This window comes from Zavarzinella formosa DSM 19928 (assembly GCF_000255705.1).
In the GTDB taxonomy this organism is placed as follows: Bacteria; Planctomycetota; Planctomycetia; order Gemmatales; family Gemmataceae; genus Zavarzinella; species Zavarzinella formosa.
Genome location: NZ_JH636439.1, coordinates 721,496 through 745,380 on the forward strand (window position 1 = coordinate 721,496; position 23,885 = coordinate 745,380).

At 57.0% G+C, this 23,885-nt stretch carries 17 protein-coding genes; 10 read left to right on the top strand and 7 right to left on the bottom strand.

The window, feature by feature from the left end:
* Nucleotides 1-2: 2 nt before the first annotated feature.
* The 3 genes from BGIM_RS0103945 to BGIM_RS0103955 form a co-directional block, all read right to left on the bottom strand.
* A complete protein-coding gene (locus tag BGIM_RS0103945; RefSeq protein ID WP_020468498.1) occupies nt 3-1,109 on the bottom strand; it encodes a DUF1559 family PulG-like putative transporter in 1,107 nt (368 codons plus the stop codon).
* A 216-nt stretch (nt 1,110-1,325) separates the two neighbouring features.
* Nucleotides 1,326-1,838 (bottom strand): methyltransferase domain-containing protein, encoded by a 513-nt coding sequence (locus BGIM_RS0103950; protein ID WP_020468499.1) that lies wholly within the window; start codon nt 1,836-1,838, stop codon nt 1,326-1,328.
* 95 nt (nt 1,839-1,933) lie between these two features.
* Nucleotides 1,934-3,577: a formylmethanofuran dehydrogenase subunit A gene (locus BGIM_RS0103955; protein WP_020468500.1), complete on the bottom strand. Its 1,644-nt coding sequence runs from the start codon at nt 3,575-3,577 to the stop codon at nt 1,934-1,936.
* A 137-nt stretch (nt 3,578-3,714) separates the two neighbouring features.
* On the opposite strand from BGIM_RS0103955, the gene BGIM_RS0103960 reads away from it, so the two are divergent.
* The 6 genes from BGIM_RS0103960 to BGIM_RS56895 all read left to right on the top strand — a co-directional run bounded on the left by BGIM_RS0103960 (nt 3,715) and on the right by BGIM_RS56895 (nt 11,503).
* On the top strand, nt 3,715-4,878 hold the full coding sequence (locus tag BGIM_RS0103960; RefSeq protein WP_020468501.1) for a YcjF family protein: 1,164 nt from the start codon (nt 3,715-3,717) through the stop codon (nt 4,876-4,878).
* A 52-nt stretch (nt 4,879-4,930) separates the two neighbouring features.
* The gene (locus BGIM_RS0103965) at nt 4,931-6,457 is read left to right on the top strand and encodes a GTPase family protein (RefSeq protein WP_020468502.1); all 1,527 of its coding nucleotides are present in this window, start codon (nt 4,931-4,933) and stop codon (nt 6,455-6,457) included.
* Between the two features lie 36 nt (nt 6,458-6,493).
* Nucleotides 6,494-7,480, top strand: a complete 987-nt coding sequence (queG, locus tag BGIM_RS0103970) for a tRNA epoxyqueuosine(34) reductase QueG (RefSeq protein ID WP_084759675.1) — start codon at nt 6,494-6,496, stop codon at nt 7,478-7,480.
* Nucleotides 7,481-7,777: 297 nt separating this feature from the next.
* Nucleotides 7,778-8,113, top strand: a complete 336-nt coding sequence (locus BGIM_RS0103975; protein ID WP_020468504.1) for a hypothetical protein — start codon at nt 7,778-7,780, stop codon at nt 8,111-8,113.
* A gap of 40 nt (nt 8,114-8,153) precedes the next feature.
* Entirely contained in the window at nt 8,154-10,127 is a 1,974-nt protein-coding gene (locus BGIM_RS0103980; protein ID WP_029629722.1) for a sensor domain-containing diguanylate cyclase, read from the top strand.
* Between the two features lie 311 nt (nt 10,128-10,438).
* Nucleotides 10,439-11,503 carry a DUF1559 family PulG-like putative transporter gene (locus BGIM_RS56895; protein ID WP_020468506.1) on the top strand — a complete coding sequence of 355 codons (1,065 nt, stop codon included), beginning with the start codon at nt 10,439-10,441 and terminating at the stop codon, nt 11,501-11,503.
* Here BGIM_RS56895 and BGIM_RS0103990 read toward each other — a convergent pair.
* The gene (locus tag BGIM_RS0103990; protein WP_020468507.1) at nt 11,496-11,765 is read right to left on the bottom strand and encodes a hypothetical protein; all 270 of its coding nucleotides are present in this window, start codon (nt 11,763-11,765) and stop codon (nt 11,496-11,498) included. The genes BGIM_RS56895 and BGIM_RS0103990 overlap by 8 nt on opposite strands.
* 674 nt (nt 11,766-12,439) lie before the next feature.
* Between BGIM_RS0103990 and BGIM_RS0104000 the strand changes: the two genes are divergently transcribed.
* Entirely contained in the window at nt 12,440-13,417 is a 978-nt protein-coding gene (locus BGIM_RS0104000) for a DUF1559 domain-containing protein (protein WP_020468509.1), read from the top strand.
* 87 nt (nt 13,418-13,504) lie between these two features.
* Nucleotides 13,505-13,705 (top strand): hypothetical protein, encoded by a 201-nt coding sequence (locus BGIM_RS0104005; RefSeq protein ID WP_157368598.1) that lies wholly within the window; start codon nt 13,505-13,507, stop codon nt 13,703-13,705.
* Here BGIM_RS0104005 and carB read toward each other — a convergent pair whose 3' ends face one another.
* Nucleotides 13,706-16,987, bottom strand: coding sequence for a carbamoyl-phosphate synthase large subunit (carB, locus tag BGIM_RS0104010; RefSeq protein ID WP_020468511.1), 3,282 nt, complete (start codon nt 16,985-16,987; stop codon nt 13,706-13,708).
* A 279-nt stretch (nt 16,988-17,266) separates the two neighbouring features.
* Here carB and BGIM_RS0104015 point away from each other — a divergent pair, with 279 nt between their 5' ends.
* Nucleotides 17,267-19,813 (top strand): DUF1549 and DUF1553 domain-containing protein, encoded by a 2,547-nt coding sequence (locus BGIM_RS0104015; protein ID WP_020468512.1) that lies wholly within the window; start codon nt 17,267-17,269, stop codon nt 19,811-19,813.
* 84 nt (nt 19,814-19,897) lie between these two features.
* A complete protein-coding gene (locus BGIM_RS0104020) occupies nt 19,898-23,152 on the top strand; it encodes a PD-(D/E)XK nuclease family protein (protein WP_029629724.1) in 3,255 nt (1,084 codons plus the stop codon).
* A 28-nt stretch (nt 23,153-23,180) separates the two neighbouring features.
* Here BGIM_RS0104020 and BGIM_RS48580 read toward each other — a convergent pair whose 3' ends face one another.
* Both BGIM_RS48580 and BGIM_RS0104030 read right to left on the bottom strand, forming a co-directional pair.
* Entirely contained in the window at nt 23,181-23,477 is a 297-nt protein-coding gene (locus BGIM_RS48580; RefSeq protein WP_020468514.1) for a type II toxin-antitoxin system VapC family toxin, read from the bottom strand.
* Between the two features lie 127 nt (nt 23,478-23,604).
* The gene (locus BGIM_RS0104030) at nt 23,605-23,817 is read right to left on the bottom strand and encodes a hypothetical protein (protein WP_020468515.1); all 213 of its coding nucleotides are present in this window, start codon (nt 23,815-23,817) and stop codon (nt 23,605-23,607) included.
* Nucleotides 23,818-23,885: the final 68 nt, after the last annotated feature.

Consider the following 23,885-nt stretch of genomic DNA (forward strand, 5'->3'; position numbering starts at 1 on the left):
AATCAGTTCAGATTGTAAACTTCTCCGCCAGCTTTTGTCACCATCGCGGCCATCGTGACAATGTCAACCGTTTGTTTGACGAAGCGAACGGAACCATCGGCAAATGCGATGTTGGCTCCGCCAGTGTGGAAACTGTAAATGTCTCCTTGGAGATTATTACAGTTCATGGCACAAGTTCCGGTGCCAAAACCGGTGGTGCCGTCCGCGCTTGAGCCGGTCAGTGTGATGCGATTGTCGGCATCAGCCCAAATCGGACCAGTGATTTTGGTGATGTCATAGGCGACTCCCACGCGGCTGGTGAAATACTGCTTGTCGCGGCCGCATGCTTCCGAATAGAGGCAGGTATTGCTCATCCCGTCGGTGATTTCAGCAACAGTTGTCGGACCATTTTGCCGCAAGGCGCCTTTGCTCGGAATGCCGGGATAGGCGGCGGCCACCACGGGATTGGCAAATGCGATTTCCGCTCCCGAGGCATCCTTGGTCGTCTTGACTTGAGTGAATCCGGCGTAGTCAGCCGTCCATCCGGTGGTGGTGGTGTTCGTCGTGGGATACACGGCTCCCCCATAGATGTTGGTCGTGGCACCGGAAGTGGTGGGAGGGGCAAAGCTATTGTTGCCTCCCGAAATGTATTTATTGGCGTATGCAGGGACGAGGTCGCCTACCGGACTGGAAGGGCAGCGGAACAGTCCAAATTTGGTTGTCAACGCATTCGTGTTCGCCGGGTCGGACCAATCGAGATTTGATGTGTAGATCGGGAGAATGTTATTCTGTTCGACGTATGGCAACAACGGAATCAAACCGCTGCAGCGACCTTGTGTTCCAGTTGCATTGCCGGGAGCCGGAACTGTCCCCGCCACGAACGGGATGAAAGGATACTGACTGTTGTTTTTCGTGATCGCATTGTGGGGAAGCCCCCCCATCGCTGATTCGTAGTTCAATGAGGCGAGGGCAAGTTGCTTCAAGTTGCTGGTGCATTTCATCCGGTTGGCGGCCTCGCGGATCTTCTGGACAGCGGGCAACAGCAGGCCAATGAGAATGGCGATGATGGCGATCACCACCAGCAGTTCGATCAGGGTAAAACCACGGCGAGGCCGTTGCACGGTCGACATTCACATACTCCGTAAGCGTATTGGGAGAGCAGAGATGGGCTTTGGGCCTCGGTCAAAGCCGATGGCTTCTCGTGTTCTCAAGATAGAGTGAGAACAGAATGTGATGATGAAGATAGAGTGAAGGAAAAAGAAGGGGTCTTAATATTTCTTAAACTATTATCTGATAATCATTTACGAAGATAAATTCCTGCTTATCTTCGTGGATTCCCAAAAGTTTCAGGCTTTGTCGGCCAAGATAAACGCCGTCGCCCAAAGGGAGTTCACATCCTCGCACTTCAAAATTTCAGCCAGTTTTTCGGATCGCGGCGTGTCCAGTCCGCAACATGCTTGCGTGGAGGCGATCCATTCTTCCTCAGTGACGGGCTTGCATGGAACCGGCTCTTCCCACAGGGCGAGGTCATAACGCACGATCAATTCGTCGATTCCCGGTTGTTCCATGAGCTTGATGCCGGAAAATCCCGCTTCTGTCAGCAGACGAGGGTAATCCTTTGACAAGATCGCCTGGACAAATCCGCATGACCGGAGGGGCAATTGATTTTCAAGGTCTCGCGGGAGTGTTCGTTTGCGGACGACATCACCGATCATCAACCGGCCTCCCGGTTTCAGAATTCGACATGCCTGTCGCAATGATTCCGGTTGATTGGGAGAGAAACACAACGAGTTGTCGAACACGACCGCGTCCCAATAAGCGGACTGATCTTTTGACAGATCCTCCAGCGGTCGAACCATCCTTGTCATTCCGTCAACGGGGAGGCGGTTTGGTTCCAAAATGGAAGGCAGCGATGGGATCCTTTTGCGGATCGCCTCGCCGAGTTGCGATGGATTCATGAAACCACCCGCGCGCCGCGGGACAGATACAAGTCGCTGACGGGATAGTTGGCAAACGACATGGAATAGTTTTTCTCGAACCACGGGCGAAGGTTATTTTCCAGCAAGTCGTCGTAACCGGGTTGGACGTGGATCGTCGGGCCGAACGGGGTCGTCTTCAACTCTCCCCGTTCCACGACAATCTCGCCTGCCTTTAACACCATTCTCGGCATCTCGAACATCGCTTTGATGTCCCGGCCCGGTGTGTAGATGGTGATGTCGGCGTCGGCTCCGATGCCGAGATGGCCCTTATGTTTGAGGCCGAGGATCTTCGCGGGGCCGGCGCGGGTGACGATCACGATTTCGTTCAGCGTGTATTCGCGTTCCAAGTCCCACAGCACGCACCGGGGGCGAATCTTCTCGGGGAGTTTCTTCAACACTTCCCGGCGATAATCACGGTCCATCAGCACGGCAATCATCTCCGGATAAGCCAGAAACGTGCCGCCGTTGGGGTGGTCGGTGCTCATGGCCACTCGCCAGGGGTCGTTCACCAGCAGATACCATTCGACGCCGATGCACCATTGCAGGGCGTGGACAAAACTCTTTTCTCGGTAGACGATGGGGACGATGCCGCAACCGGCCTCGCACTCCGTCTCGCTGTTGAACCACTTTTTGCCGGTGACTTTGCGCAGGTAATGCCCGAGCGGGCCGTCGCCGGTCATGGAGGTTGTTTCACCGAAAACGACGTGGCCCACATCCACCGTCAGGTTCGGATGGGCGTTCACGTAATCCGCAAGTCGGGTTACCTTGGAACAGAATGTCCCCTGATCGTCCGGACCGCCGCCGTAACTGTGAAACTGCACATGCGTGAGATGCCCGCGATGACCTTCGAGGGCCGCCATCGAATCAAGTGTGGTGGGCCAATTCCCCGGCATCCCGAGCCGGTTGCAATGCAGATGCAGCGAGTGCGGCAAGCCTAAGGCGTCGATCTCTTTCGCCAGTCCGCTGATGATTTGCCGGGGAGTGAGGTTGAAGTCGGCAACCGGGTCGTCGATGCCGGTGTTGTGTTCGCCGCCGCGTTTCCAGTTCTCCACGCCGCCGGGATTCACGGCCTTGATGGCGTATCCCCGCGTGGCATTGAGAATCCACGCAATGTAATCGCGCAGGCGGTCCGTTTCGCCATTCGCCAGTTGTTCGAGGGCATAGAGGTTGTTGCCAAGCAGGACGAAAAAGCCCTTGTCAATTATCGGTGTGTCGTGGAATTCCTCGTGAGTGTGTCTGGCCCCGAGCGGCGGAATGGCGGCGTCGAACACGGTGGTGTAGCCGAGGCCCGCGTAGAGGTATCCGGTGGCGAAGGTGCTGGGGGTGCTTCCCAAGGTGCCGGAGCGTTGCAACCGTGTGCGCGGCATGGCGGGCTGGCGTCGGCGGTCCTCCGGCCGCATCTTGCGGGCAAAATTGACCTTCGGCCCGGCGATGTGGGCGTGCATGTCCACCCCGCCGGGCATGACCACTAACCCGGCGGCGTCAATCACCCAGTCGGGTGATTCATGGGCCGGTTCGGCGATAATCACGCCGTCACGAATCCAAATGTCTTTGACAACGCCGTCAATCCCGTTGAGCGGATCGTGAATGAGGCCGCCGGTGATTTTGAGGAGAGCCATGCTCCTAGTCTCCGGTTTCCCGTTCAGAGTTTCCAGAGGGGCGGGACGTTTGGAAACTCCGAATTCCGAATTCCGAATCGGGTTCACCCGGCTAAAATGGTCTGAAACGGTTCTCCCTTCATTGGACGGGTCGCCCGATGTATCCTTCATGGGCCAATCTGGCCAACCTGTTCGCCGGTCGGGATCAAAAGTTCCAAGCCGGCATTGCCGATGCCAGGCACCGGGCGAACATGCCGGTGTTTTGGATGCTTGGCCGCACCCAGACGGGCAAAACGTCCGTCATTCATTACCTCACCGGGGCACCGGAAGCCGAGATCGGCAATGGATTCCGGCCCTGCACTCGTTATTCGCGGGAGTATCCTTTTCCCAATCCCGAAGCTCCGCTGTTGAACTTTCTCGACACGCGGGGAATCGACGAGCCGGGCTACGACCCGGCCGAGGATTTGGCGCAGTTTAACGACAAAGCCCATGTGATTGTCGTCACCGTCAAGGCGTTGGACCACGCCCAAGAGAATCTGGTGCGAAACTTGGACACCATTCGGCGGGCGAAACCCGGCCGGCCGGTGTTGTTGTTGCTGACGTGCTTGCACGAAGCCTATCCGCAGAAGCAACATCCGACACCTTATCCCTTCGGTTCCTCCTTGTACCCGCCGAATATTTCCGTGGATCTCACGCGATCAATTGCCCTCCAACAGGACCGGTTCAAAACACTGGTCGATGACATCATTCCCATCGACTTGACGAAGCCGGAGGAAGGTTTCGCCGAACCGAACTACGGGGGAGATGCCCTCAAACAGTCGATCCTCGACCATTTGCCGAAGGCCATCCGGCAAACGATGCTCACGCTGGATGCCGTGACCAGTGAGTTCCGCGACGAGTCATTACGGCGGGCCATGCCGGTGATTGTCAGTTACAGCACTCTTGCGGCCGGAGCCGGGGCGATTCCGGTTCCGTTTATCGATATGTTCCTGCTGCCGGGCATTCAGGCCAAGATGATTGCGGACCTCGCCACGGTCTACGGCCAACCGCTCAGCGCCGAGCGATTTTGGGAAATAGCCTCATCGCTTGGAGCCGGAGTGTTGGCCCGTCAGGCGGCGCGGGAAGCCATCAAGATCATTCCGGGGGTGGGTTCAGCCGCCGGGGCCGCGCTGGCGTTTGGAATGACATTCGCCCTCGGCCGGGCGTTTTGCATCTATTACCGGGCCGTATGCCAGGGGCATGTGCCCGACACTGGGACATTGAAGCGTATTTTTGAGGAAGAACTCGGCAAAGCCAGCCGTTTTTGGAAACCGGGCGGGTGAGACAACGAATTACCATTCGTCATCGTTCCCGTCATCGCTGGACATTCTTTTCATGACTCGTCTTCGGCTGTTAGCCATCATCTTGCTGATTATCATCCCGCTCCTGTTTTACATGGGGGTCGGGGCTTACCACCTGTTTGAAACGGGCTGGACGTTTTACGTCTGGTGGCCCACGGCCCTCTGTTTTGGAACGGCGTATTTTCTCGGCTGGCAAGTGGCCCGACGGATGAAAACCAAGACGGACAGCCATCCCGGCGATCCGCATTGGACTGATCGTGACCAGTTTGCCTGGGGGATGGTGCAAGCCCGCGTCGAAAAGTCGGCTGATCTCGATCAGGAGGCGTTAACCCAGCCAAAATTCTATTACGATACGGCCGAGGCCATCGCCAAGGAGCTTTCCGTCGTCTACCAACCCGGCGCCTCCGATCCGGTCGGGCCGGTGACCATCCCGGAATTGCTCACCGTCATTGAACTGGCGACCCGCGAGCTTCATGACCGGGTGCGGAAATATGTGCCGGGCAGCCACCTGATGACCATCGATCATTGGCGAAAGACCCAGAAGGCCATCGGGTGGATGAAGCACGCCAACAACGGGTACTGGGTGGTCTCGGCCGTGCTGAATCCGGTGAAGACCGCCGCCCGCTATCTCGCGGCCAAGACCACGCTGACTCCGTTGCAAGACCGGTTGCAACGCGGGGTTATCAACTGGTTTTACGCCGAGTTCATCAGTGATGTCGGCCGGTATCTCATCGAACTCTACAGCGGCCGGCTCAAGGTCGGGGCCGAAAAATATCGGGAGCTTCAGGAACAAACCATCCGGGCTGACGAGGGGGGAGGCGGGGCTTCTCCCGAGGCCCGGCCGGTGACGATCACCGTCATCGGCCAGGTGAAGGCCGGCAAGTCTTCCCTCATCAACGCCTTGCTGGGCGAACGCAAGGCCCAGACGGACGTTTTGCCCTGCACGGACACAATCACCGAATACGTTCTGAAATCGAGTGGCCTCCCGGCCACGTTGCACATCATGGATTCTATCGGCTACTCCCATGAGGGGGCCGATGCCGATCAGGTGGACAAAACGGCCGAGGTGGTGCGTCAGTCGGATCTGGTCTTGCTGGTTGGCCATGCCCGAAACGCCGCCAAACAGGCGGATGTGAACTTTGTCGGTGCCCTTCAAAATTGGTTCCGCACCCGGCCGCAATACAAAATCCCGCCGATCATGGCGGTGCTGACTCATGCAGATCTGCTGACCCCGGCAATGGAATGGCAACCGCCTTATGATTGGTCTGCGGGAATCCGGCCGAAGGAAAAGAGCATCCGCGATGCCGTGGGAACCGCCCGCGAGTCATTTCCGGACGCGGCCAACATTGTTCCGGCTTGTACGGCTGAGAACCGCCAGTGGAATGTGACCGAGGGCGTGCTGGCTGGGGTTGTCAACCTGCTCGGCGAGGCAAGAGGCGTGGCGTTTTTGCGGTGTCTTGACGAAAGCGCCAACGAAGATCGTGTTGGCAAAGTGTTTGAGCAGCTTTGGTCGCTGGGCAAAACGGCTTACACCATCTTCCGCGAACGGGCGGGGAAATGAATCCTGAAAACTCCGGCTCCCACTCTCGAAGCCCGAATCAAAGCCAAATGCCTTGAGCAAGGCTTTGCGCTGGCCGGGATTGCCCGCGCGTCCGAGGCCGATCATTTTGAACGGTTTCAAGAATGGCTCTCGCGGGGATTTGCCGGAGAAATGGCCTATCTGACAGAACGGGCCGAACTGCGACGGCATCCCGAATCGATGTTGCCCGGCGTGCGATCCGTCATCATGGTGGCCCTCACTTATCCCACGGAGATTCCTCCCGGCGGGGCGAAGGTCGGCAAATATGCCCACGGGCCGGACTATCACGAGTTCTGTCGGGACAAACTCAACCTGCTGAGGGATTGGCTTCAATCCGAGATTCTAGGTTGCACGGCGAGAGGGGTGACCGATTCGGCCCCGTTGTTGGAACGGGACTTCGCCCGCCGGGCCGGACTTGGATGGTTCGGCAAGAACACCATGCTGATTAACAAACAGCTTGGCAGTTTTTTCTTCCTCGCCGGATTACTCACCACGCTGGAACTGGAACCGGACGCTCCGCACACCGGAAGTCATTGCGGCACCTGCACCGCCTGTCTCGATGCGTGTCCCACGGATGCTTTCGCCGGGCCGGGAATGCTGGATGCGCGAAAATGTATCAGTTATCTGACCATTGAATCGAAGAAGCCCATGCCGTTGGAATTGCGGCCAAATGTCGGCGAGTGGTTTTTCGGATGTGATGTTTGTCAGGACGTATGTCCGTGGAACCGGCACGGAAACGCCAATCCCGGTTTGCCGATGGACCCCGCGATCTCGTCAATCAATTTGATTGAACTCTTCACCCTTTCCGGAAACCAAATCCGCAAACGGTTTGAAGGAAGCGCCCTGTTGCGGGCAAACTGGCGAAGCCTTCTGCGAAACGCCGCCATCGTTCTGGGCAACCAACGTGCGACCGGCGCGCTGCCCGCGTTGCGTCAGGGGGCCAGCCACGCTGATCCGATGGTCCGCGAGGCGTGCGAATGGGCCATCGGGCAAATCATCGGCTGATGAGGTTCTTGTTTTCAGCAAACAAGTTGAGTCCTTGGCCGGTTCTATTTATCGGAACTTCAAACGATTCTCCCTGAAACTCAAATCTCATTCTGCCATGCCTCAAATTGTCCATTCTTCTTGACCGGAAGAGTTTGCGCGCACCGCGCGAAATCACATGGCGAGCTGAAATATCTTGGGCAAATTTTTCAACGATTCCTCAAGACTGATGCAAGTTTTGTCCAAGGCAATCGATCAGTCAGTTGACCCGTGATTCCGTCGTTCGTTTGATCCCCGCACATATTTTCCCGATATTGAATGAAATTTCTCACACAAGATCCGGTTGTCCCCACCGGTCAGCAGGCGGAACTCCGGAGCATGATGCTAGAGTTGGCGTATCGTATCGCGGCACGAATTCGGGCTTCCGGTCGCCAGCGCAAGCTCAAAGACATGACCATCAATCTGCCCATTGATTGCGTCGCCATTTCCGTGATCGATCTGGCTTGTCAGGCAATCAGCCAGGGAGAGTTTTCGACGGAGATGTCCGAATTTGACGGGCTTTTGGATCAAGTGGCCGCCGACCCCGCCATGGCTCCACGAATGGGACCGGCCATGAAAAAATTGGCCGAGCGATTGCTTCCCGCCGGTTTCTGAAAAAGTAGGCCGATCGATCCCCCGTACCGTGCGAACCGACATGGCTGACATCGATTTTCTTGATGAATTGCTTCGCAATCCAAAGATCCCAACGCTTCCTTCCGTGGCATTGCGGGTTCTGGAAAAGGTCGGCAGCGCTGATTGCACGCTGGACGCCGTCGGGGAAATCATCCGCCAAGATCCTGCCCTGTGCGGTTTGATCCTCAAGACGCTGAATTCCGCTCTCTATTCGTTTTCCCGTCCGGTCACGTCCGTGGACAAAGCCTTGGTGATGCTCGGGCTCACCCGCGTGCGATCTCTCATTCTCACCTTGTATCTCCCGGCCATCCGCTCTAGTTGTCCGACACCCGCTCTGCTTGCGGATTTCTGGAAATCGTCGGTGATCGGGGCGATCATCACTCGTGAACTCTCAGCCCGATTCAGTCGCCGCGATCCGGAGAGCGATCTGCTGGCCTCGCTGATGCGGGATCTGGGTCAGCTCATCTTGATTCAGGGGCGTTCCAAAGATTACGCGACGATCCTTGAACAAGCCCGAGGTCAATCACAATGCCGCGTCAGTGAACTTGAGGCGGCCACGTTCGGGTTGACTCATGCGGACGTGAGCGCTGAATTGCTCCGTCGCTGGCGTCTTCCCGAATCGATGACCAACGCCATCGCCTGGCATCATCAGCCGGAACTGGCTGACGAATCGGACGCGGAGACAAGCACACGCACCCAATTGCTGTACTTCTCCAGTCTCGCCAGTGATTTTCTGACTCATCCGCATGTCCCCGGACTTCGGAAACAGGTGTTGGACGATGCCGAGGCCATCCTCGGCATGAACGAAGAGATGTTAACGGAAGTGCTGGCCCCGCTTGCCGAAAAGGTGAAGCAGATGGCCGCCTACCTAAACGTGGACATGGGGCCGGATATCAATTTTGCGGATGTGCTGGTCCATGCCAGCCAGGAACTCGTCCGCCTGACGATGGAATCCAGCCTCGAAAGCATCCGCGAGCAAGAGACAAAGAAGCAAGCCGAACAAGAGGCGGCCGAATGGCGGGAAAAGGCCGTCAAACTTCAAGAACAGACCACACGGGACGGACTGACTGGCTTGCACAATCGGACATACCTTGTGGATTCCCTCGCCCGGAATCTCCGGCGGGCCAAGCGCACGCATCAGGGAGTGGGCCTGCTTTTCATCGATCTCGATGGATTCAAGCCGGTCAACGACAAGTTCGGACATGCGGCCGGCGACGTGGTGTTGAAAGAAGTGGCCGCCCAATTGCGGACCCATATTCGGGACGAAGATGTGGTGGCCCGTTTCGGCGGCGACGAGTTTTGCATTCTCCTCAAAGAAAGCACGGAGGAGGGGGTGAGAATGGTCGGCGAACGGATTGTTCGCGTGCTGAACGATCTTCCGTTGGAATTCGCCGGGCAACAATGCCGGATCGGCTGTTCCGTCGGGGGGGCTTTTGCGGTGCCTTGGGTGTCGTTTGTCCGGGTTGATGACTTGATGGTGGCCGCCGACCAAGCGATGTACCAAGCCAAACGGAGTGGTAAAAACCGCGTCATGACGGTCAATTTGGTGAAGGCAACCGAACGCGCGAGTTTGGAAACGGTGCGTCAGAGGAGTTTTCGCGAGTTCCTGATTCGCCGACATGTGACATCTGTGGAGAAGATGGCCGCCGTCATCGACCGACGAGTCCCCCGAAGATGTTTGCAACGGGTCGCCCGTCAAGTGGGCTGGCTTTCCCGTGAAAACGCAATCAAACTCACTCGCGCCCAACGCGAGGACGGGCGGTTGTTTGACGAGGCCGTGCTGACGATGGGATTGTTTCAGCAGGGGCACTTATGCACTCTCATCGCCATTCAGCAAGACCCGCCGGAGTTCATCGTCCGGCGATTGGTGAAGGCCGGCGTGATGAGCGAGGGCGAGTCCCGAATTGAATTGCAAACGTACTATCAGTGGCTGGGTTTGCGCCGTCAGGAAAACGCTCCTCAAAAGGTCAGTCACGCTGAGTCTCGACAAAAATGACTGACTGTTGAGAAAACAAAAAGACATTATTCGCTCTCGTGCAGTGTCCTTTTTGCAATAAAATGAAAAATCCGTGAAGTATTTGATTGCTTCAAATCGATCATCTTGTTACAAATAAAAAGTCAAGGTTTAATGGGTTTCTAACTCGATGGGGTGTTACTCAAAACATCCACGTTAAATTTTGACACTCTCAATCCGATCATCTCCCCCGGATTGTTTTTCAGTTCTTTTGATTTTGTCTTCTCCCACCCCATTTTTGGGGTTCGCTGATCTTTTTTACTTTTTCTTTTTCTCCTAATGGAGACCGCCACATGTTGGGGTCACTCTGTTTTGGGAGCGGTGCGTCCCGACGAAGGGGATTTACCCTCATTGAATTGTTGGTGGTGATCGCGATCATCGCCATCTTGATCGGGCTGTTGTTGCCCGCCGTCCAAAAGATTCGCGAAGCGGCGAATCGGATGAAGTGTTCGAATAATCTCAAGCAGATTGGGCTTTCAGTTCACAACTACGAAAGCGCCATGCAGAAACTGCCCCCCAGCATGAATTTTCGGGGCGACACAACACTTGTTCTACTGTTGCCGTACATGGAGCAGGACAACCGCTATAATCTCTGGCTGCCAACATTTACGACGGCCGGTGCGTCGTGGTGGGGCTCTGCCGTTCTCCCGGTGTTACCGGGATATGGTGCGACTCCTCCGACCGGTAGTGATTACGCCAACAATGGTGCCGTGAGCACGTTTGTCTGTCCGTCAGCACCGGTCGCGGTGAACATGGCCCAAATCACGGTGTATGGGATTGCTGGCAAGCATTTCCCTTCGGGCGGCATTTGGGGGGCCGCCGGCACATCGAGCAGCGCCATCCAAGTCAACACCTCTTACTTCACCAGTGGCAGCGGGTTTGGCCCGACAATCACAGCGGCCGGCAAATCGAATTATCTGGTGAACATAGGCTATGTCGCCAACGACGCCGCTGGAAACGACGCCTATCTGGGGCCGTTCCGGTTGGACACTTTCGCTCTCCCGATTGCGGGGGTTTCCGACGGCACAAGCAATACTATTGGGTTCGCGGAATCGGCTGGCGGCTATCTGAATTTCGGCACAGGATCGGCGAGCAATGGTTGGGGATCAAATTCATACGGTCATGCCTACACCGCCAGTAATTTCTGGACCTGCCCCAATTCGGGTAATGGCAACTGTGTGACCAGCGCCCAAGGTCTCGGACTCGGGGCCGGTATTCCCGGGAGTCTCCACGGTGGCAACCGCATCAACACGATGTTCATGGACGGATCAATCCGCACGTTCTCAGGCAGTGTCGATTTCGCCACTTATGTGTCGTTATGCGGTGCTCAAGATGGCGCAGTGGTTACATTCAACTAAATTCTTCGTCTGTGAGAAATCCTTCCCTAAAAATCGGAATTTTGAGATAAAAATCGATGAATAAATACTTTTGGCTATTGTTGTTCGGGACATTCATTTTGAACGGTTGTGGTGGGGACGTGAAGAACGGAGACCCCAAGCCGGTTGACCCGGCCACTTTGCCTCCAGGCATGAAGCCTGCCGGGATGAGCGGCGCCGGGAACGCCAATACCGAGGCAAAAGCGGCAAAGGTGCCTTGACATCGTTTTTTCTTAAAAGACATTTTCGAGATTTGCCGGATGTCTTTTCATTGTGCAGACGTTTTGTCGGCTCATCTCGATAGTTGCCGAAATGAGGATGTTGCGACAATGCCAGTTTTTGGCTTAGTCAGGCAACGGCAGGAAAGGGGTCGGATGGAGATGGCTAGTCCTCTTGGCCGATGGGGGCTCGATAACACCATCGTGACGGGGGGCCTGGCTCTCTACCATCCCAAATCAAAAACTCCGCTTTTCAACAAAGTCATGGAAAATGCAGATGCAGATGAAGACCGAGGGGGGTGGTGGAATCAAAGCCAATCCTCCACAGAGACTATCGTGATCAACAGACCATCAAGGCAAGAGTTTGCCCTGATGGTTTGAATTCGTGCCGCCCTTGTCTTAAACCTTCATTTTTCATGTATGGAAATAATCCTTCGGACAGACTCACCGAAAAGATTTTTTGACAATGTCGTTGTTTGTTTTTGCGTCATCCCCAACTCGGAATCATTTTTTTCAACCAGTCACTGATGATTTGAGGGTGAATCAGAATTGGTTGCGCCTTACCTCATTTTTTCATGTTGAGCAAGAAGATAGTATCTTTCCGGCCGTTTTTTAATGTGACAACTTTGGCTCTCTTGCGTAATGCGAAGTAGGGTTTTCCTGTCCCTCTGGCACAACCCCCCCGACAGGAATTTCCCCGATGGCTCATTTAAATTCACGACCGGCGAGAAGCAGGGACGGCTTCACGCTGATCGAACTGCTGGTGGTGATCGCGATCATTGCGATCTTGATCGGTCTGCTTCTGCCGGCCGTCCAAAAAATCCGCGAAGCCGCCAACCGGATGAAGTGTTCCAACAACCTCAAGCAGATTTCGCTCGGAGCCCACACTTACGAGGGAGCCAACGGCGTCTTCCCTCCCGGCATGGTCAACATGCCTGTCGGCATCCCCGATGGCTATGCTGTCATCGACAATTATCCGCAAATTGGATTGTTGGCGGTGTTGCTGCCATATATCGAACAGGATAACGTGTTTCGACAGATCACCAGCACGACGAACATCAACCAACCCGCGATTGCTTATTGGTATCTCGGCCCCGACTGGACGGCCGGTCAGTATCGGATTTCGACCTATTTGTGTCCATCCGACACGGCTCTGTCGCGGACCAACTGCCTGTTGGGAAGCTTTACCGATGCCGGGGGGCAGTATGGCGTTGATGTGTTCGCCACCACCGGCCCCGGTCGGACGAATTACATGGGCGTGGGCGGGTATTTCGGCAAGATCAATTATGGTCCCTACGATCAGTATGCGGGGATCTTTTATAACCAGTCCAAAACCACCATCGCCTCCGTCACCGATGGGACATCCAACACGCTGATGTTTGGCGAGACATTGGGAGATGACACGGATCCAACCACCAAGAAATGGCTTGATCAGTATTCCTACGGTTGGATGGGAAGCGGATTTCTGATTTCTTATTGGGGAATGCGACCGGAGGATGATCCGTCCGGCTCCGGATTCGACAAATTCACCAGCAGACACACGGGTGTTGTCAATTTTGCTCTGGCTGACGGATCGGTTCGGGGGATACGCCGGTCGATTGACTACACCACCTATGTGTATGCGACCGCCTGTGCCGATGGAAATGTCTATGATGCGTCCAAACTCTCCGGAAACTGATCCCCGTTCAATAGTTTGTCCGTGTGGGCCGGGGCCATCCCCGGCCTTTTTTCTTACCCCCTCATTTTTCGACGGCGAGAATTTGCGATGCGAATCTATTTGATGATCGGATTGACTCTTCTCATCATCGGATGTGGCGGCGGGAACAAACCGGCTTCTTTACCAGACAAGATCGAACCGCTTCCAGGAAAAGGAAAACCGAAAGCTGGCAACGAGGGAGGAGACACATCCCCGGCTCCAACGAAGGCGCCGGTTCGGAAAGCCGACGCCTCCAAACTGCCCGGTTAATCACATTTTAAACCGTTCCTGAAGCGGGGTCACATTCATCACCTGTTTCCGCATGGCATCACACGCTTGGGCGGCGGCTTGGGCGGCTGAGAGAGTGGTGATGCACGTCACCCGATGGGCCACGGCAGAGGCCCGAATCTTCGTCTCGTCCGTCCGGCGACCCCGCCGGGATGGCGTGTTGAGAATCAGCGAAATCTCGTTGTTCTTCATCCGGTCAATCAGGTTCGGCCGACCTTCCTGAATCTTGGCCACCTCGACGACCGGCACTCCCGCCCCCCGCAACACTTTGGCGGTTCCCCGTGTGGCGATCAGGTGGTAACCCATCTCCGCGAATTGCCGGGCAATGGGAATAATCTCCTGCTTGTCCCGGTCGGCCACTGACACGAACACCGTCCCGGAGAGGGGCAGGGGGGCGTTGGCGGCCATCTGGGCTTTGGCGAAGGCCATTGGAAACGTATCGTCGATCCCCATCACTTCGCCGGTGGAGCGCATTTCCGGCCCGAGAATAATGTCCACTCCCGGAAACTTGTTGAACGGGAAAACGCTTTCCTTCACGCTGTAATGCGTCGGAACCACTTCGTTGGCCACGCCGAGTTCATCAAGCGTTTTGCCAGCCATCACGAGAGCCGCCAACCGGGCGATCTGCACTCCAGACGCCTTGGAGACAAAGGGCACGGTCCGGCTGGCTCGCGGGTTCGCCTCCAGAATGTAAATTTCCGCATTCGGTCCGTGGGCGTTGGCGATGGCGAACTGAATGTTCATCAACCCCTTCACCTTGAGGGCCATCGTCAGCATCACTGACTGCCGTTTGATCTCGGCGATCACCTCGGGCGCCAGACTGTGCGGGGGAATCACGCACGCCGAATCCCCGGAGTGGATGCCTGCCTCTTCGATGTGCTGCATCACCCCGCCGATGACCACCCGGCGACCATCGCTGAGGCAATCCACGTCCACTTCGACGGCCGACTCAAGGAACTTGTCGATCAGGATCGGCTTGCCGTTGGAGGCTTCCAAAGCGAAGCGGGCGAAGCGATTGAATTCCCCCTCGTCGTATACGATTTCCATCGCCCGGCCCCCCAGCACAAAGCTGGGTCGCACCAACACCGGGAACGTCAGTTTCCGGGCGATGTGCAGGGCGGCATGAAGGTCTTGGGTTGTGCCGCTGGCGGGTTGTTTGAGGCCGAGATCGTTGATGAGTTTGCTGAATTTTTCACGGTCTTCGGCGGTGTCGATGCTTTCGACGCTCGTGCCAATAATCGGAACACCTTGCGCTGCCAAGGCTTTGGCGAGATTCAACGGCGTCTGCCCGCCGAACTGCACGATCACGCCGAAAGGCTTCACCCGGTCCACGATGTTCAGCACATCTTCGACGGTCAACGGCTCGAAGAACAAATGGTCCGATGTGTCGTAATCTGTGCTGACCGTCTCCGGGTTGGAGTTGACCATGATGGTCTCAAACCCGTTCAACCGCAGTGCCTTCACGGCCTGCACGCAGCAATAATCAAATTCAATTCCCTGGCCGATGCGGTTTGGGCCGCCACCGAGGATGATGATTCGCTTTTTGCCGGTGAACGGCCGAATTTCGTCTTCTGAAACAGTCTCTGTGCCGTGGGTGACCGGCTTGCGTTCGTAGGTGCTGTAGTAATACGGCGTGAACGCCTCGAATTCGGCGGCACAGGTGTCAACCGACTTGAAGACTGCGTCGATGCCGAGTTGTTTTCGCCGTTCGCGGATAGTCAATTCGTTGCTGTTCCAAAGGTTGGCCAGTTGCCGGTCGATGAAGCCGTTTTGCTTGGCTTCCAGCATCAAATCCGGGGTGACGGCCGCTAGCGAGCCAACGGCTTTCAGGCGGTCTTCCATCTTGACCAAATCCATGATCTGAGTGAGGAACCACGGATCGATCCGACTGCGTCGATGCACATCCTCAATGGTCAGGCCGGCTTTAAAAGCGTATCGCACATACCAGATTCGTTCCCAGTTCGGCGTCGCCAGCTTGTTGCCGATCTCGTCCATTGAGGGTTGTTGATCGGTTCCCCAAAGGTCGTTCCGGTCGCAACCGAGGCCGAACCGCATCACTTCCAAGCCGCGAAGGGCTTTCTGAAGTGATTCCTTGAACGTCCGGCCGATGGCCATCGTCTCGCCGACGGACTTCATTTGTGTCGTCAGCGTGGAGTCGGCTTCCGGGAATTTCTCGAAGTTGAAGCGGGGAACCTTGGTCACCACATAGTCGATGGTCGGCTCGAAGCAGGCCGGTGTCTCGCGGGTAATGTCGTTCTTGAGTTCGTCCAGCGTATAGCCGACGGCCAGTTTCGCCGCGATTTTGGCAATGGGGAAGCCGGTCGCCTTGGAGGCCAGGGCGCTGGACCGAGACACGCGGGGATTCATTTCGATCACGATCATCCGGCCATTCGCCGGGTTGGTCGCAAATTGAATGTTCGATCCGCCGGTCTCGACCCCGATCTCGCGGATGATCGCCTTGGCGGCGTCGCGCATCCGCTGATATTCTTTGTCCGAAAGAGTCTGAGCCGGGGCCACTGTGATGCTGTCCCCGGTGTGAACGCCCATCGGGTCGAGGTTTTCGATGGAACAAATGATGACGACGTTGTCAGCCTTGTCCCGGATCACCTCCAGCTCGTATTCCTTCCAGCCGATCACCGATTCCTCAATCAACACCTGCGAAGTCGGGGACATTTCCAGCCCGTGACTCACGATGTTGATGAACTCATCTTTATTGTAAGCGATACCCCCGCCGGTCCCGCCCATCGTGAAACTCGGCCGCAGAACGCAGGGCAGGCCGACTTCGTCGAGGATGGTCAGGGCTTGCGCGAGGGTGGTGGCCACTTGGGATCGAGGAACATCCAGCCCGAGTTTCAACACAGCTTGCTTGAAGCGTTGGCGATCCTCGGCCTTGTCGATCACGTCCGGGTTGGCGGCGATCATCTCGACGCCGTATTTCTTCAACACGCCGTGTTTGTGCAGGTCCATCGCCGTGTTCAGGGCTGTCTGACCGCCAAGCGTCGGCAACAGGGCGTCCGGGCGTTCCTTTTCGATGATCTTTTCGACAATTTGCCAGGTGATTGGCTCGATATAAGTCCGGTCGGCCGTTTCCGGGTCGGTCATGATGGTGGCGGGGTTGGAATTAACCAACACCACCTCATAGCCTTCCTCGCGAAGCGCCTTGCAGGCTTGGGTTCCGGAATAGTCAAACTCGCAGGCTTGCCCGATGATGATGGGGCCGGACCCGATGAGCAGAATTTTGTGGATGTCGTCGCGCTTCGGCATGGTGTCTGGTTGGTTCTCGCCAAGGTCGGAGTGCGTGAATCGGTACGTTCCTAAACAGGTTACGGAAGCGGCGAATTCAACCAAGGGGCGGATTGGAGTCATCTGGATTGCAAAAACCCATTCAAATCAAAATTCCGTGCTTGCGTTTCGACTTCGCGCTTGCTATCTTCCGGTTTGGACGCCAAAATACACTTTGGAACGTGACCTGCCTGCCCGCCGACCATCGTACACACCCGCCTTGAACCTCTGCCAAAATTTCTGACTCGGAGGACCTACCGCATGCCAACCCGCTTCTCCTGTTGGCTCTTCCTCTTCGCTTTGGGAACCATTATCCCCGGCGTGGCTCGAGCTGATCAATCGAAGACACCAACGATCCCGGTGACGACGGATGTTGTCGCCATGCCGAAACCGGCCGACATCCAGTCGATTACCGTCTACCCTGAAAAGCTCGCACTCAAGGGGATGGATGACGCCGCCCAACTCATTGTGACCGCCACCTTGAAAGATGGCCGGTTGCAGGACCTCAGTAGCGACGCCATCTATTCGGTGGCTGATGGTAAATCGGCCAAAGTCCTGTCGACTGGCCGTGTGATGCCGCTGGCGAATGGCACAACCGAAATCGTCGCCACCTTCGGGGACAAGACGGTCAAGGTTCCGGTGAGCATTGCCCACACGGATGAAAACCTGCCGATCAACTTCCCGAATCAGATTGTCCCGATCTTCACCAAGCTCGGATGTAATTCTGGCGGCTGTCACGGCAAGGCCAGCGGTCAGAACGGCTTCAAGATTTCGCTGCTCGGCTTTGAACCTGATTACGACTACATCGCCCTTGTGAAGGAAGGACGCGGCCGCCGGATGATGCCCGCCGCCCCGGATAGCAGCCTGTTCCTCCTCAAGGGGACCGGGGCTGTCCCGCACGGTGGCGGCAAGAAGATGGAAAAGGACTCGGACGAATATAAACTCGTTCGTCGGTGGATCGCCGCCGGGATGCCTTACGGGAAGGAAACCGACCCGACGGTGATGAAGATCACCGTGTATCCCGAACACCGGATCATGACCCGGCACAACAAGCAACAATTCGCCGTCTACGCCCACTACACGGACGGAACGGTGGAAGACATCACCCGCCGCGCCCAATACGACTCGAACGACCAGGAAATCGCCACGGTGGACATCGCCGCCCAAGTTCGCACGCTCGGTCTCAGCGGTGAAGCTGGCATCATGGCCCGTTATCAGGGGCATGTGGCCGTTTACCGCGGGACGGTTCCTCTCGGCATGAAAATTCCGGAATGGCAGTTCCCGGTTCAGACGGTGGTTGACACGCACACCTCCAAGAAGTGGCGAGACCTCGGCTTGGTCCCGTCGGACCCGGCTGCGGACGAGGCATTCATCCGTCGGGCTTACCTCGACATCACCGGCACGCTGCCGACGCCGAAACAAGTGAAGGACTTCGTCGCCAACAAGGACGCGAAGAAGAAGGACACGCTGATTGACCAACTGGTGGAAACACCGGAATACTCCTACTTCTTCGCCAACAAGTGGGCCGATATCCTCCGCGTGAAGCGGGGCAAGGACGGCAACGCCGCCCAACGGGCGCAGGGGACGTTCGCGTTCCACGGCTGGATCCGTGAAGCCATCGCCGCCAACATGCCCTACGACGAGTTCGTGCGGTCCATCCTCGGTGCCACCGGGGAAGAATCCAAGAACCCGCCGACCGTGTGGTACAAAGATCTGGCCCAACCCGAACAATTCGTGGACGACACCGCCCAAGTGTTCCTTGGTCTGCGGATCGCCTGTGCGAACTGCCATCATCATCCCTACGAAAAATGGAGCCAGGACGATTATTGGGGCTTGGCCGCGTTCTTCGGCCGCGTGGGCAAGAAGCAGGTTCCGGTGATCGGGGCCACGCAACAGCAGAACACGCAGGTGATTTACAGCAAGGCCGAGGGGGCCGTTACCAACAAGCGGACCAGCAAGACGGCCGTCATCAAGCCGCTTGACGGCGAACCGATGGAAATCGAACGGGGTGAAGACCCCCGCCTGAAGCTGGCCGACTGGATGACCGACGTGAAGAATCCGTTCTTCTCGAAGGCCGTCGCCAATCGCTATTGGGCTCACTTCTTCGGTCGCGGCATCGTGGACCCGCTCGACGACATGCGGGTGACCAACCCGCCGTCGAACCCGGAACTCCTCGACGCGCTGGCCAAGAGCCTGACGGACAGCAAGTACAGCCTGAAAGACTTGGTGAAGACGATCTGCAAGAGCCGGACCTACCAGCTCTCCGCAATCCCGAACGACTTCAACAAGCACGACAAGCAAGCCTATGCCCGCTACTACCCGAAGCGGATGGGGGCTGAAGTTCTGTTGGACGCCGTCTGTCAGGTGACCGATTCGCCCACGAGCTTCAACGGCTTGCCGAAAGATCGCTTCGCTCCGACGCGGGCGATCATGCTGCCGGACGAGTCTTTCGGAAGTTACTTCCTCGACGTGTTTGGCCGTCCGCAACGCATCAGTGCTTGTGAATGCGAACGGGTGAGCGAAGCCAATCTGGCCCAGGCGCTGCATCTGTTGAATTCGGATGAAGTGCAAACGAAACTTGGCCGTCCAAACGGCCGGGCCGATGCCCTTGCCAATCCGAAGGACACCCGCCCGGATGCCGAGAAGGTGGAGGAATTGTTCATGTGGGCCTTCGGCCGCAAGCCGACAGATTCCGACATGAAGACCGCCCTCGACCACATCGAAAAGCACAAGATGGCCAAGAAGACGGCCTATGAAAACATCGTGTGGGCTTTGTTGAACACGAAGGAATTTGTGTTCAATCAGTAAGGTCGGTGTCGAAGAATAAGAACAGTCACGACGGGCCGCATCCCACCGATGCGGCCCGTTTTCGTTATCCACTCCCGAGCCATCATGCCGGTCCGGCCCGTTCAAGACACGCTCACCCGCGACACTCTGCCGAAACTCTGCACCGAATACGCCGCCATTCTGCAAACACCCGGTCGGGGCCTGTGGCTGGTCTCAAATCACTGGGGCCGGGAAACGATCCTTGCGGAATTGCTGAAACTCACGTCCGGTACATTCGCCCCAAACATTCTCACGTTTGAAGAGTTGGCCCGTCGCGTGGCCGGGGATGCCATCCATTCAGCGACGGCCTCCCATTGGGCGCTTCACGACACCATCGGCGAATTGCACCGGAAAAAGTCCCTTCCCTATCACGCGGCCATTGTCGAACGCCGGGGCTTTTTCACTTCGAGTGTCGGTTATTTCAATGAATTGGCCGAGAACGGTATTTCCCCGGAGGTGGCCGAGACCGCTTTGCGGATGAATCGAAGCCCCAAACGGGAGGACATTGCCCGGTTGACAAAAGCATTTGCCGAGCGAGGCAAAGCAACCGGAAAAGGCTGGTCGCACGAAGTCTTTGACAGGGCCGCCGAACGGATGGCGGCGGGTTTGCCGAAAACGTTTGAGCGGTTGGAGACCGTGTTCGTCACGGGATTTCGGTTCTTCCACCCGTGCGAACGCCGATTGCTGGATGCCTTGGCCGGGCATGTCGGCGAGGTCCGCGTGACCGTGTTCACCGATCCGGCAAAAAGTCGGCCGGGGACTTATGCCGAGTGCAAGGAAACATGGGAGAGTTTTCTTGACCCCAAGCCAAAAGTATCTGGGAAGACGGGCAAAGAACCGAAATATGATCGCCCGGCCGGGATCGCCCATCTGGCGGGGAATCTGTTCCGTGAAAACGCCAAGCCGGGCAAAATGACCGCCGGGGTGAGTCTCGTCAAGGCTCCGGGGGTTCTCGGGGAGATGCGTCTGATCGCCCGGCGAATCCGTCAATTGCTGAACTCCGGGGGCGATCCGGAGCGGGTCGTCGTCATGGCCCGCGACCCGTCAACGATGATTCACGTGCTGCCGGATGTCTTCGCTGAATATCGCATTCCAGTATTCCATGAGGTCGAGGAGCCGTTGCAGGCCAACCCGGCCGTGCGGACGCTATTGCGAGCCGCGCAACTATCGGCGGATGGCTGGCCCTTTGAAGACGTGACCGCTCTGCTGCGGAGCAACTACTTTCGACCGGTTTGGCCCGAGGCGGCAGACGATTTGCCCCGCCATGCCGAGGGCTTGCTTCGGCAACTCGGAGAGCCTCGCGGCCGGGATTCTTACCTGCGGGCCGCGATTACATGGGCGCAAAAGCCCCCCGAAGCCTTGGAAGATGAACAGGCCGAAGAACATCGTCGCCGTCGCAAGGGGGAACTGGCCAAGCGATGTCTGCCGTTTTTGCGGAAGTTCTTCGATTTATGGGAGGAAATCCCCGCCGCCACGCCAGCTTCGGGATTTTCCGCGTGGCTCCGGTCGTTTGCGGCTGAGATCGGTTTGGCGGAAGTGGCGAATGAACGTGAGGCGGATCGCCAGGCTCTCGCCGCCTTCTGGAAGATGCTCGCGGACTGGCAAACGCCCTCGATCCGGCCCGCCGCCTTCTGGCGGGGTGTTTCAACGATTGCCCGGCACACGATGCGTCCTCGATCAGCCAATTGGACTGGCCGTGTGCGGGTTCTTTCACCCGAGTCCGCGGTTGAGGTCGATTGCGATCACCTGTTCGTCACCGGCCTTGGCGAGAAAAGTTTCCCCGCCTTCGGGTTGCCGGAATCGCTTCTCGACGAGAGTGATCGGGCTGTGTTGCGGGATCATGGTTTGAAATTCCCCCACGGCGATTGTCGGCTTCCTCGCGAGCAATTGTTGTTTCTGCAATTGGTCGCCCGGCCATGCAAGGAACTCATCTTCAGTTACCCGGCAGTTGATGATGCGGGACAGGACATGTTGCCGGCGGCCTTCCTGCGGGCCGTCACAGAGGCGTTTGAGGAGAACGCCATCCCAACAACGAATCAGCGAATGTTGATCGAAGGATATCTCACGCAGGAAGCCCTGAGCGATGCCGAATACCGGGTGCAACTGGCCGACCGGATGCGGGAAGCCCCGGATGATGGCCGCTTCCCGACCGTCGGCTTAAAGCCTGAGTTGATACGACATTTGCGGGCGGCAAAACACCTCACGGAAGCGAGATTCCACGAGAAAGCCCACAACGAATTCAGCGGGTTATTCCTCTCGGATTCGGCCCGGCAACGCATCCGCGAACGTTTCGGCCCCGAACGGGTCTTCAGCCCGACGGCCCTCGAAACCTATGTCGCCTGTCCGTTCCGCTTCTGGCTCGAACACCTGTTGGGTCTGGAGGAATTGGAGGAACCCGGCGAAGAAATCGAACACACTCGTCGCGGATCGGCTTATCACCGTGCCCTCTCGCGTCTGCACCGGCGGTTGCGGGAGACCGATCCTGAGATGACGCGAAAATCGGTTCCCGAACATGTGACGGACGATCTCGCCGCCGATCTGACGACGGCCATTGAGGAATATGTGGCCCGTGCCCCGAGCGAAGTTTCCAAGATGCTTTGGAAGCTGGAGGGGGAACGACTGCAGCGATCCGTCTTGAATTACCGCAATGACTGGAACGATTATCTCGGCGACTGGCACAAGGAAAAGCTGGCCCTCGCTCCTGCGTTGTTCGAGGTCGATTTTGGCTTCGACATGGAAAAGAACCCCGAGGCCCGGCCGCCGCTGGTCATCAAAGTGGGCGAGACAGAAGTGCGGATCGGCGGCCGCATTGATCGCGTGGATGTGGCCGAATTGACCAACAACGAAGTGGGATTTTGGGTCATCGACTACAAGACCGGCCGACGCACAAACTACGTGGCATCCCAACTGCTCACGCTTGAAAAACTCCAATTGCCGTTGTACGCGCTGGCGGTGCAAAAAGTCTTCTATCCAGATCAACCCGCCCGCCCGCTTGGCCTTGCGTATTGGCTGGTGACGGACGAGGGAACCAAGCGAATGCTCCCGGCGGGCAAGAAATCATCCCTCGGGTGGTTCCGCGATCCGGCCGAATGGGAGACGTATCGCGGCCAGCTGGAGGCTTGGGTGGTTGAACTGATCACCCGCATCCGTGACGCCCAATTTCCGTTGGCTCCCCGTTCCGAAACTTGCACAGAAACCTGTTCGTTCAGTCAAGCGTGCCGAATCGCTCAGAGCCGACACGTCGAAAAGGATTGGCGGTTGGAATTGCCGATGATGGAGAAGTCGGAGGAGACCAGCGTAGATGTGTCATCGACCAGTTGATGGCCGCGTGGCATTCGGCCAAATCGACTTATATTGTCCCGGCATCCATCCAGTTTTCAAAGCGAAGACCGGGGATTTGCTCGAAGTCTTGGCGGTTCCTGGTGAGCAGCAAGGCGTTATGGACCATCGCGATGGCGGCGATCTTTCGATCCATGGTTCCGATGCGAATACGGGTGAAGCCGTCAAACAGATTGGCGGCGGATTCATTGAACAGAGCGATGTGATACCCGCTGAAAAAGGCAAAGAGTTCAGCGAGTTCCCGATAGGCCATGATCTGGCGATGAGCCTGGCGTTCCTTGGCAATCGAGGCGAGCCACCCCCGCATCGATTCCTCAACATTGACTACCGTCGTGCCGACAGCTCCGTGGCCAAGGCAAGCCGACCAATAAGCCGAACAGCCCGTTCGCCAGTGCGATAGCGGAGAACGCTGAGATGATCGGAGTCCAAGAGAATCATTCTCCGGTTCCCTCGCGGGCAGCCTTGCGTTCGGCCTCTCGAATGGATTCCATTTCTGCCTGCATTTGCCGGGAAAAATCTGTCTCCACGGAGATGCCAACCACGCTTTTCCAGTCGCGGGTTGGAGGAATCACTCCGCTAAGGGCGGCAACCTTTTGTTCAAGCGATGCCAGACGAGCGGCTAATGTTTCCAGGGTGAGTTCCGGCATGATTCATCTCCCGTCAGCGAACCTTGTGGATATTCTACCGAATGCTCTGGTTAATCTGCAATCCGGGC